The sequence below is a fragment of the uncultured Gimesia sp. genome (assembly GCF_937919775.1).
In the GTDB taxonomy this organism is placed as follows: domain Bacteria; phylum Planctomycetota; class Planctomycetia; order Planctomycetales; family Planctomycetaceae; genus Gimesia.
This window is the reverse complement of the sequence record NZ_CALFPF010000122.1, coordinates 1-12,239: the sequence shown is the minus strand read 5'-3', so window position 1 is coordinate 12,239 and position 12,239 is coordinate 1. Positions and strand designations below refer to the sequence as shown.

The 12,239-nt window shown below is 50.3% G+C and carries 7 protein-coding genes and 1 pseudogene; 4 read left to right on the top strand and 4 right to left on the bottom strand.

What is annotated here, in order from left to right; all coding sequences use genetic code 11:
* The 3 genes from Q0294_RS03370 to trxA all read left to right on the top strand — a co-directional run.
* The coding region (locus Q0294_RS03370) for a triphosphoribosyl-dephospho-CoA synthase (protein ID WP_299460920.1) at positions 1–899 on the top strand (899 nt) is incomplete at its 5' end.
* Positions 892–1,395, top strand: a complete 504-nt coding sequence (locus Q0294_RS03365) for a 6-pyruvoyl tetrahydropterin synthase family protein (protein ID WP_299460919.1) — start codon at positions 892–894, stop codon at positions 1,393–1,395. The genes Q0294_RS03370 and Q0294_RS03365, both read left to right, overlap by 8 nt.
* 55 nt (positions 1,396–1,450) lie before the next feature.
* On the top strand, positions 1,451–2,314 hold the full coding sequence (gene trxA, locus Q0294_RS03360; protein ID WP_299460917.1) for a thioredoxin: 864 nt from the start codon (positions 1,451–1,453) through the stop codon (positions 2,312–2,314).
* Between the two features lie 7 nt (positions 2,315–2,321).
* Here trxA and Q0294_RS03355 read toward each other — a convergent pair whose 3' ends face one another.
* From Q0294_RS03355 to Q0294_RS03345, 3 genes are all read right to left on the bottom strand, one after another.
* Complete coding sequence (locus Q0294_RS03355) at positions 2,322–3,482, bottom strand: hypothetical protein (protein WP_299460915.1); 1,161 nt, start codon at positions 3,480–3,482, stop codon at positions 2,322–2,324.
* A gap of 1 nt (position 3,483) precedes the next feature.
* The gene (locus Q0294_RS03350) at positions 3,484–5,667 is read right to left on the bottom strand and encodes a hypothetical protein (protein ID WP_299460913.1); all 2,184 of its coding nucleotides are present in this window, start codon (positions 5,665–5,667) and stop codon (positions 3,484–3,486) included.
* A gap of 69 nt (positions 5,668–5,736) precedes the next feature.
* Positions 5,737–7,215: a MotA/TolQ/ExbB proton channel family protein gene (locus tag Q0294_RS03345; RefSeq protein ID WP_299460912.1), complete on the bottom strand. Its 1,479-nt coding sequence runs from the start codon at positions 7,213–7,215 to the stop codon at positions 5,737–5,739.
* Between the two features lie 465 nt (positions 7,216–7,680).
* On the opposite strand from Q0294_RS03345, the gene Q0294_RS03340 reads away from it, so the two are divergent.
* A complete protein-coding gene (locus Q0294_RS03340; RefSeq protein ID WP_299460910.1) occupies positions 7,681–11,820 on the top strand; it encodes a hypothetical protein in 4,140 nt (1,379 codons plus the stop codon).
* Positions 11,821–11,927: 107 nt separating this feature from the next.
* On the opposite strand, the pseudogene Q0294_RS03335 reads toward Q0294_RS03340, so the two are convergent.
* Positions 11,928–12,239 (bottom strand): annotated as a pseudogene (locus Q0294_RS03335) (elongation factor G); the annotation flags it as partial.

Below are 12,239 nucleotides of genomic sequence, written 5' to 3'. Positions count from 1 at the left end.
AAAATAATCGACAACTCGAAAACTGGATCTACCTCGCCTGCCTGATGGAAGCAACCGCCAGAAAACCGGGGAACGTCCATCCCGAGTCTTCGTTTCCCGATTTAACCTACCCCGATTTTTTGAAATCGGCGGCCGTGATTGCACCTCTGCTGGCCCACACAGATTCACACAATATCGGTGCCGTCATCAGGCAATGTATCAGCGAAACTCAGAAGGTCATCCCCAGTAATTCGAATCTGGGTATGGTTTTATTACTGGCCCCGTTGGCGGCAGTTCCTTTAGAAACAACCATTGAAGAGGGCATTCAGCCGGTTTTGAATCAGTTAACGATTCAGGATGCCAGAGAAGTCTATGCCGCAATTCGAATTGCCAGGCCGGGAGGCCTGGGAAAAACGGAAGCGGAAGATGTCTCAGCGGAGTCCACGGGAACGCTGCGGGAAGTCATGTATCTGGCTGCCGGCCGCGATTCCGTTGCCAGCGAATACGCCAACAATTTTCGGATCACCGTCGGCACAGCAGCGCCCGTACTGAAAGAATTATGGAATCAGTGTGCCGACTGGGAAGCAGCCATCATTCACCTGCAGCTTCGACTGATGTCTGATTTCCCTGACACCCTGATCGCACGAAAATGCGGTTTCGCAGCAGCTGAGCAGTCCGCGCTGCATGCCCGTGCCGTTTTGTATGCAGACGATTTCACGACTGGCCTTTCCCAATTCGACGCGTGGTTGCGTCAGCACGGAAATCAGCGCAATCCCGGCACGACGGCAGACTTGATTGTAGCGGCCCTGTTTGTCGCGATGCGGGATGGTTTTATTCCCACCCCCGATCTCAGTACAATCAGGAAACAGATTCCCCGGAAATTTGAACACGAACTGAGAACGATACCAAACCATGACTGATTCGTCCCGCTATAAAGTACGCGTCACCAAAGACCATCTGGTTTTCAGCGCGGCGCACTTTATCACATTCAATGGCAATATCTGCGAGCGTCTGCACGGTCATAACTGGAGAGTCGCTGCGGAATTAACAGGGCCGCTGGATGAAAACAGTTATGTATTTGACTTCATCGCATTAAGGGATCAATTACAGAAAACGGTTGACGCGCTGGATCACCGCGTCCTGCTGCCCACACAACACCCGCTGATTCAAGTCGCGGAAGACAATGGCGAAATTCAGGCAACCTTTGAAAAACGACGCTGGGTTTTTCCCAGTGAAGATTGCATCTTACTGCCAGTTAAAAATACGACTGCAGAATTAATCGCGCATTGGATTGGCCAACAACTGATGACTGTGATAGGATCGGATGCTTCGAGCCAAATTGAATCGGTACAGATTGAAGTCGAAGAAAACTTCGGGCAATGGGCGATCTGCCAGCTTACAGTTCCCACGGCCTGAGCCTTCAGCGCAGAACAAAAAATCCAAACAGGTGAACCAATCAAGGAATCAATGAATGTCTGCAAACTCTGCATGGATCACTGATATCACGGAAGAAAACTTTGAAACAGAGGTCATCCAACAGTCGGAACAGACACCGATCGTGATTGACTTCTGGGCTCCCTGGTGTGGACCCTGCCAGCAACTGGCTCCGCTGCTGGATAAACTCGTCGCAGAATTCCAGGGCAAATTTCGTCTGGCCAAAATCAATATCGATGAACAACAGGGGCTGGCGGCTGCGTTTCGAGTGCAGTCCATTCCGACAGTGGTCGCCTTTCAAGACGGGCAGCCCGTTGATCATTTCCAGGGACTGCTGCCTGAAGAAACATTGAGAGAATGGATCTCCCAGTTCATCCCATCCCCGCTTCAGATCCTGCTGCAGGAAGCGCAGACAGCGGAAGCGACCGATCCGGCATTGGCGGAAACCAAATATCGCGAGGCACTCGACCTTGATCCCGGAAACGATGCGATTAAATTACGGATCGCAGCCGTACTGGTAAAACAGTCTCGCTTTGATGAATGCACTAAAATCATCCATGAGCTGGAAGAACGGGGCTATCTGGAACCCGAAGCAGAACAGATCAAATCACAGCTCGAACTTCAGGCGGCTTCCGATGAAGCTGGTGGAGTCGAAGCAGCCAGAGCTGCATTGGCGGCCGATCCCGCAAACGCTGATTTAAAGATTTTACTGGCAGATGCATTAGCCGTTTCAAACAAGCATGAAGAGGCGCTCGAAATCTGTCTGTCGATCATTGAACAGGACAAAACCGGGGCCGGAGTGGAAGCCAAATCAACCATGCTCAAAATCTTTGATCTGCTGGGACCACAGTCGGCTCTGACCGGCACCTACCGCAGAAAGCTGGCAACCCTGTTGTATTAACCAGCCGTTATTGCCCGGCAGATCTGGTTCCTGCCGGAGAGCCTGCAATCGGGACACCAAACGGTAAAGGACGACCGGCGACCTGATAACCCAGAGAATGCGCATGCTTCTGCAAGGATCGATAGAGTTCAAAACTGTCGGGATAAACCCAGAGCGTGAGCGTGGAACCTGTCCCGATATCTGCTAATGCCTGATAAAACTGCGACTGAATCTGAAGTGCAGTTTCCTGACTCTCGGACTGCACATCGGCATCAGCTTCAATTTCCCACTTGGTGACTCCTACCCGGAAACCGCCGCTCCCCCCGTTCCTTAACTGATCAATCGCCGAGAGTGCCTGTCGCTCGACCACATATTTCATCGTATATCCGCGAATCGGACCGACGCTGCCATGATGTTCCCGATACTTGGCCAGCCAGCTTCCTCGTTTCATCACCTGATCTCTCAGATCAGCGAGTAACTCGTTAATCGGCACATAAGACACTTTATTTTCAGAGAGCAAAAAGTGCCACTCCCTGTCTGTCACCAGTTGACTGACGGGGGTGAGCCGATGCTTCAGCTCTTTGACCTGTTCGCGCGGTGCGGCAACCTGACGGGCTTGAGCCACAACGCGCTCGAGTTCTTTTTGTGCTTCCTGTTTCGAATCGACCAGACTTAACAACTGCTGATAATGCAGTTCCAGGCGATCACTTTTCTGATCAATCTGCGAAGCCAGTGTCTGTACTTCTCCACTAATAGCCTGTTTTTGCTGTAGAAGTTCCTGCGCACCGGTTTCTCGACTCCGCATCGCCTGATCAAGGCTGGTCAATTCCGATTCCAGTTTCTGTACTTCACCAAGCAATTCCTGCGATGGTTGCTGATAAATAATGCGCGGCTGTTTCGGAAGAATCGGCTTTGGCTCAGGCTCCGGCAGTGACCGAACCAGGGCAGGTGCTTTCCGGATGGGAGGGTCGACCTCGATCTTGGGGGGAAACGCTGCTAAATCAACGTCGATGACTTGCGGCTGTGGAGGATTCGCTGGTTGAGTATCAACCACAGTCACCGGAGCCTGACTCATTCTGACACCGGCAATGACAATCAAAATAATCAGAATCCCGACAATATTGGCAACGATATCCAGAAAAGAATCTGAACCAAAACCAACTTCTCCCTGTGTTGCGCGGCGGCCCATATTATTTCTCCCTCTCGGATGAGAGCGTGGAAGAGACCGGAAGAGGATCTAAGGTAAATTTAGCTTGTGTCTGAAGTCCCATTTTCTGGGCTGATGATTTCAACCGCTCGTAATACTGATTGCCCCCCGGACTGACAGTAAACTGAATGGTTGGCACCCAGTAGAAGCCTTTCGGTGCAGGGCCCCAGGCCTCCACATATTGATCCATCACCGCGATCATGGACTGTAACAATTCATCCTGTGAAATTCCCTGATCGAGATTGATTAGCTTGTCTTCTCCCACGATGATGCGATCCGACCCGACCTGGACGGTAATTTCTCTCTCAAACCCGATTCCTGAACGTGACTGCTGTGGTTGCCATTGTCTGTTATTTGAAGATTCAATCTCTGCATGCGCGCTGGCACGTTTACTGCGCTGGAGCGATAACGAACTCGCGTTCCCTGCTCCTGAAGCGGATTGTCCCGCGGCAGGCCGTTCCGGACTGTGTTGAGACTGAGAACGGTTGGCCTGTTCCTGCTGCTTTGAACGACTTGATCCAGTCTGGTTTTCTTCTTTCAAGAAGGAATTTTCCATGATTCGATTCTCTGATGACGGGATAGAGGATCCAGGCTGGCGCTGTTGATCTTGCGCGTCAGCGACTCTCTTTTCCCGTGAACCGTCCAGTGGAACCAGATGCTGTTCTGCCATTTCATCCAGCTGCTCACGGCTGATGACCTTTGCCTGCTTCAGCCCTGAGTTCTTATCTCCGCTCCCCCCCTGCTCTTTTCTTAAATCGGCAAGATCATAAACCTCAGCCTCCTGCCGACTACCGGGGAGATTTTTGAATGCCGCATTCCGCTGTTCTGCCGTTCCGGCACCATCTCCGGGATTGAGGCCGCGCTGTTCTGAGGCACCCTCTTGCGTACCTTCTTTAAAGACGATGTGTTTTTGATCGGCAACCTTCCTCAGATGTTCTGCACGCGTCATCTGCTGTCGCGGCGTTAAAACATCACTAAACCGAGATTCGCCGGTAGCCGTGCTATTTCCTTTTCCTGCGAGTTTTTGTGACAGACTGGCTGAACCGGGCCCCGTGCCTGCTTCTTCCTCGGGTTCGATCACACGTACCATGCCGGTACGCGCATCAAACTGCAATCTGCGACCACCGCCCCCTGAACCCTCCTGGGGTTGATGGAGCTGTGTTACCAGATTCTGACGTTCTTTTAAAACGCGATCCACGGCGTCCCGACAAATCTGAGTTGCAATCGGATCGCTGTTTGGTAATTCAAATTCCCAGTCAGCATCAATCAACTCATAACCCGAATCGAGATTCAGATTGTTTAATAATTTTCGCGCGACATAATAACCCACACTTCCGCTGGGCCTGACCAGAATCAGGACATACGGTTCCTGACTGGACTGCTCCTCTTTGGTCTTCCAGTATTGAAATAATGCCTGCGTGCCAGCCAACAGCGGATTGTATCCGGGGGTAAATTCCTTGAGATCATCGGGGGTTAATGTAATGCCTTCCGGAATAAACGTCAGTCCGGCGTCAGTACATTCGATTAAAATCGGCCGTTTGGCCGTGCCGGTTTGCCCATCATAGGGCACGACCGAATATTTACTGCGGGCTGTCTTTTGGGACTGTTTTTTCTCCTGCAGTGCTCGTAATTCTTCCTGAAGCATTTCAGCAACGCGCAATTTCTGCTGACTGACCTGATCCATTTTCTGCTTGAGTTCTTCGTCTTTTTGCTGCAGCGACTGAATTTGCTGTCTGGTCTCGGTTAATTTGCCCGCGGATTGACTTAACTCGTTTTTCAACCGGATCAGATTCAGATTCTGCAATTTCAAATGTTCGAGTTTTTTCACTTTCTGCAAACTCAACGCTCTTAAACGAGCCTCGTGTTCCGCAGCAAGATTGATCACCTGAGGCTCAGGTTCGGGAATGACCGCAGGCGGTTCCACTTTTGTGATGATCGGCGCCGGTTCTTCCGGCTCGACGATCTCTGCAGCAAACAACACCGGAGGAAAGAAGTCGGCTTCGACAATTTCTTCCACACTCACTTTCTGAACCTGCATGACGGCCTGATGACGGATGCGGCGGGTTGTGACCACCAACAGGAAGATCAATGCCCCCATCGCACAAATGAGAACCGCTAAGAATGGAAATAGCGATACCGAACGTGCTTCCTGACCATGTCTGCTCATGAATTAAACCGGGGAATTGACTTCGTTCATAATGAAATTGTTGAGAATCATAACATCCGTATTTTGCTGTCAGGCAGCATTACTCCTGCTGGATCGCGCGGTCAGTAAATGCACCGCAGCACTCAAGCTGTGCAACGTTTCTTCAAACGTTTCGGTCGCACGAATGGCATCCAGATTTTCAGCCAGTCTTCGCTGCAAGCCCACCAGATGTTCTTCCTGACCCACAATTTTCAACAGGTTTTCACTCTGCGAATTCAACGCTTCAATCTGCAAAGTGGAAACCTCGGAAGTATCTTTTAACTGTTGATTCCACTGCCTGACTTCGCCGGCAATCTCTTTTGTGGCCTGCTCTATCTGTGAAGTCTGACGGGTTTGAGCTGAGATGACATCCTGATGGACCTCATTCCAGATCTGAGCCAGATGCGTGGAGAATCGGCTGTTTGATTCTTTTTGTTTTTCCTGCCAGCGCGTGAGCATCGATTCGATCTGTTCCGTCGTTGACTGATAGGCGGTTAAGAATTCGTTCCGCAGCGATTCCAGTTGTGAAGAATGACTCCCCAGCGTCGTTGACATTCCCTCCTGCATGGAATTGTCAAAAGTCACCTGCTGCCGCTCCATCATCTCCGACCAGCGGCTCCGTAACCCTTCCAGGCTGTTCTGCCAGAGATCGGTCTGTCGCTGAATCATCTCTTCTGTCCGCAGCACCAGTTGCTGAGCGGCCTCCAGCTCTGCTGACTCCAGCGGGCTGACCGAACTCTCAATCACGCTCATACAGGAGGCTATATTTTGGATTCCAAAGAATTCAATCTGCTCCAGCTGCTTTTGTTCCATGCGTTCCACGATGAACGTGGAAAAGACCAGAATCAGAGAAAGCCCCAATGCCAGCGCCGTGGTATCAAAGGCCACCGCCAGACCGCCGGTCACTTCGGAAAGTGAGGTATCCAGTTGATCTGGTGTGACATTCGCAATCGCAATCGTAATCCCGATCACCGTACCCAGGAACCCGATAATGGGAACGGCCCAGGTAATCGTTCGAATGAGTGAATAACTGGCGTGCATCTGCTCGCCAGCCAGTTCTGCCAGATACTTTAAATGCTCATCGAGATCTTTGACGGAATGACGGCTTTTCACATAGGAAACCGCATCCTGCAGTCTTTTGCCGAGATAAGTCTCGCCGATCCAACCTGGCAGCGACTGAACCTGTTCTGCGAATACATCAATTCGATCATTCAGATTTTCAATTTCGCCGATCGTTTCCCAGTCAATTTTTGTTTCCGACAGAGACTTTTTCTGACTGAGCATGCCCATGCCCTTCACTCCGATGATGGACATGCCTATGAAGAACAACCCTGCTGTCGCATATTCGAGAGGGTGGCTGCAAAAATAGCGTTCAATGAGTGACTGGTATACAGGGAGATACGGAATCAGGGCATAAAAACCGAATGTCGCACCAATTCCCCAAAAAAGCGGAGATTTGAGGACTGCTTTCGACCAGTTCAAGAAGTGATCTTCTTTTTCACTTTCCGGCAGTGATTCCAAGTGTTCCATCTGTCTGTTCACATCCTTAAAGGCACGCGTGTCTTGCCAAAGCCTGGATTCAGGAATAGACCACGCGAAACTCAAAAAGACTCAAACTCTTTGTGTTTCATCGATCCTGAAAATAATTGACGCTCCACGAATATCACCGCCTGGCGGGTGAGGAAATCCTCCTGCCAATGGCGACCCACTAACGTTAGCCTTGATCCCATTGATCGAAAGGCACACAATAAAACTCGCCTGAGTCATACGCATATTCGGTATAATCGTCATATTGTGATAATCAAGTTGAAGAAAACTTCGGTATCAGGTTGAGAAGCCGGAAGTATTCAAAATTATCCATGCGAACACTAGCTCGATTCGGTATAATCAAGGAGAGGATACTGAGGAAGCAATTATCGGTAAACTGTTTCGAAATTAGCAGTTAGTATTTACAAGCTGGATGCATTTTTGTTCGCAGATCGTTAAAAAGGATAATTGATTCAGGGATTCGGTCCATTTGGACTATTCAACGAGGAAATAGGCTGTTTTACTGCTGACGAGCATCAAAATAATCTCGTCTTTATCTATTATCTGATTCCACCATCCACGTTTGCCAATATGAATGCATCGCGTAATCAAAAACCGGCCCAGAACTCATTGCCCACGGTTGATAAGCTCATCACACGGGAGATTCTGGGATATCTGAATTTCTCCAATGGAAAACCAGACCCCAAATTTCGCTATAACTGGAATCAGCTCTTTTCTGAACTGGCTCACCAGCCCACGGCGGCCATACTTGAATCACTACTGAGAACCCACTTAAAAGAACTCGAAGGAACCACCGGGGCTTTTCAGGAAATCAAGCAGGCAGAAAATGTGCTCCGGATCGGTTTTCAGAAATGTCTGCCGCAATACAGACAGCATCACCGGGACCTGCTGTTTCATGTTCCCGAGCAGGACTTTCTGCAGCCCTATTTTCTGGCCGTCCTTTTTGAAGCGCTGCTCGAACAGGGAGGCCCGTGGGAACCGAGCGAACGGATCGTTTCAGCGACGATTGATAAACTGAATGATTTTGTCGGATTCCGCCCTGTCGCTGTACTCGAGAATGGTCGGCAGATGCAGGTTTATCCGCATGAAAAATTCCGGCCGATCCCGCTCTACTTTCACGAGTGTGGCGTTGCCGCTGGTCCATATCAGCGCTTGATAGAACAAACAATCAAAACCCTGCAAACCACTCCGAATGACCTGTTATATCAGGCTCACTTCGGACTGGATAAAATGGATGAAATCGCCATTGATCTGCGGGCGCACGACCACCTGCATCCCGTTAACAAACGCACCAACTACATGTTCGGTGAATGGGACCCCCATGTCATCGACAATCAGGGATACTATCGCCGCTTCGTCATCCGAAAATTAATTCTCGACTCGCTGTTAGCCTGGATTGACGAAAATAAAGAGATTCCTTTTGAGGAACGACTGCAGGATGCCGCCGCGGTTTTAAGTGGTACGATGCTGATGGCTTCCTCCATCAGCGGGGCCGGGCCGGATACCCATTCCGGTGATACCAGTTTAACTTCGCTACTGCCGAAAGTCGCCCGCCAGCGGGACGACTATTACAACCGCCTGCTGGCATCGGCCACAGGAAAACGTGCAGAGCGGCTTGCGAAAGAAGCAAAACAGTCGCAGCAGCCCTTTGGACATATTCGCCATTACCTGAATTTACATCTGGCACGCTATGGCGCACAGCAGGTGCAGCACCGGCAGCTTTCACGTATCTATGCGCGGATGGGTTTCTCCACTGCGGCCCGGTGCGAAGCGGCAGTCATTCCCTGTACTTCGGTGCGATTTGAATGTGAGATCCAATGGCGGATTACAATGGTCCACCTCCATTTAGAACGGTATGAACTGGACCAGGCCTGGAAGCTCATTCCCGAAATCGAAGAGCATCTGACGAGAGGCATCGAATGCGGTGCCTTGATCGATCCCTGGAATATTCTGGGATTTCAGGGATTATTCCCGCTGTTCATCTCCCGAGAAGACAGTATCCCCGATCAGCGCAGCGAAGTACTGCTCGATCTGATGGAAGAGATTTTTTCCGCCTATTCAGCAACCCTCAGTGAAGCTGCCGCTCAGGGAAACAATCCGCTGAAACTGGAAATTTCCGATCGTTTTCAAAAACTGGCCGAGAAATGGGACCGCTATGCGACCATCACAGTGGAAGATCTGCCTCACGTCAACGGGCAGGATTCCTTCGAATCGGCGGCACACGTTTCTCAAATTTTGACGGAATGGAAAAACGGCGGCGAAGCCGTGGGAGACATCTCATTCTGGCGACAACACGTGGATCGGTTTGAGTCAGCCAAAGCGTATGCACTCACCGTCGATGCGCTCCTGCAAAAACGGGATCATGTCGCTGCCATCGGACTGATCATGCAGTGGCTCAGTCAGGTCGATCAGACAGGTCTTGAATCAGGGCCATATTCGATCCACGCCGTTCTGTTGCAATGGATGCGGCAGCTCACATCCCAGGTTGATGCCGATTCGATCTCAGCGAACAGTTATTCCATTCGTAAAATGTTCGATTATCTGGAAGCCAATGCCGCCGATTACTGGACGGTGCCTCACTTCGATGCCATTCTTCCAGTACCCGAAAAAGAAATCGAAGATCCGTTTGAAATTGATCCGGAAGAACCAGACGAAGAAGATTCCCTGTTCGGTGCCGCTTATGAAAATGTTACCTTTCGCGACAGTGCCGACGATGGCGTTCAAGGCGAAATGATGGACTCCGGTTACTCTTCGAGTAATTCGGAAATCGAGTCGATCAATCGGCAACTGGAACCGCGACTCAAGTTCCTGAACACTCTTTCTCAACTCTGGCAATTGTCGGCTGCCTTTTTCAGTGAAGCAGAGATCACACAATCAGATCGTGACGCTGGCATGCCCGCACCTGCGGAAAAGTTTTCCCCGTTTGATCTGGCAACCAGACAGTCAATGCATGGCTGGATTCACCACACCGAACACCTGCAACAGGAATTAGTGGTGCTGCTCAATTCCATCTGGAAATATCAGATCCCCAAGCCTAGCGGCGATCACGATTCCAACATCGAATATGATCTGCAGCTCCAGACGAAATACTATTTGATGCATGCCATCATTATTACGACTGTGAATTGCCGCTCTGCACGATTAATGCTGCTCTCAACGATGCCACCATCTGAGGCGGAATCAGAGCTGTCTGAAAATGAGAGGTTGCTCGTCCCCATCTATCGCGGCGTGCTCAGACGTGATATCGATCTGGTAAGAAAAGAATTCCCCACATTTCTGAACAGCATTGCGGAGACCCCTCTGCTGTATACTCCCATTGATCAGGGAGGCAAACCGAATATTGTGCTGAAGGTGCGGTCGTTACAGATGATTCTCCGTTTTCTGCTGTCGCAACTCCCCTGCCTGGGACTGCTGCGTGAAACCTGGCAGTTATTGAAAACCGCCTATCGCATGGAACGCTGCTCACGTCCCGAAGGGATTGCCGTCAGTGAATTTGATCGTCTGTTCCGAACAGCCTTGAGAAGTTCTCTTTCCGCCATCATCCGGTCATCGCATTCCTGGGAGACCGAGCAACTCGATGATGAAAAGTTGATCGACATTGCCGGAAAACTCGTCGATAAATATCGAGAGCAATGGTTAAAGCACAGCCGCACGATGCGACTTTCCAGTGCAGAAGCGTTGAACCAGGAATTTGTCTGGCAGGAAGTGAGACAGTTTATCGAACTCTATGGGGCCGACCTGTTCCACGCCCAATACCTGACGCTGGGAAATCTGCGGGCCATTCTGCACAACGGCATCGAACAGTACCTGAATTATCTGGTCGAAATTCAGGACCCTGCCCAACCGATGGCTCTCTTGACTGATCTTGAAGAGGGCAACATCGACATGGAGGAAGCCGTGACCAATCTCAAGGTCATCTTCGAATCTGTTGTCGATAAATTTGACCGCTTCGTGGAATACAACAGCACGACCACTCAGTCAGATTATGGCGAAATGTTTTACAGTCTGCTGGACTTTCTGCGCATCGAAGCCGCCTATGAACGCGATGACTGGAAAATGGTCCCTTTACTGATTGCCCACAAAGTTCTCGCCCAACAGGATCGCAATGAGTCGGCTTTGATCTGGGAAGCCGTCTTCGAAGCGAATTCGGAAGAGATGGCCAAAAAACATTTGAAGAAACTGAAACAGACGGAATCGGAATATAAAATCAATCTGCCGTTGATCTCAGACCATCTGAATGAACGTTTTGTCAAACCGCTGGCCGTAAATCGCATGATGGCGCTGGTTCCCCGTGCGATGAAAGATGCTCGCAGTGGAAATGAAGACTCTGCCGCGTTTTCGATTCTGCAGGACGAGATTGAACGTTATCTGGCTTCTACCATCGGTTCGGGAATTGATGTGCCTGACTGGATGCGAAGTCTGGAAGATGAAATCGACCGCCTGGACGAAAAAGTCACCAGCGAGCAGTATGATATCGAGACAGAAATCAAACTTTCTCCGGTGCCGATGTCTCTGGATGATATCAAAAAACAATTGAAACTGTGGAACCAGCCACTCACCCGGCCTCGGAAGAAAAAGAACGAATAATCGCGATCTGATCACCAGCGACTTGTTAGCCATCTGCAGAAATGAAAACCCCACTTCTGCAGATGACTCACTGTCTGCACTTTCCATCAGCCCGGACGGGCGACGGGTTATTCTTTCGCTTTGTTGAGCAGTTCAATAATCTTTGCCTGTTCATTAGGCGGGATCATTTCATAGTGACTCAATTCAATATCATAGCTGCCCCGCCCTCCCGTCAAACTGGAAAGCGTGCGGGCGTAGGTCATAATTTCCGACAACGGAACCCGGGCCTGAATAATTTCATAGCCACCCGAAGAAACCTGCATCCCTTCCATGCGCCCTCGACGACTGGAAAGATCGCTGCTGATATCCCCGACATTTTCTTCCGGAATCAGAATTTCAATTTTGACAATCGGTTCCATCAAAGCGGGACGCGCTTTCTG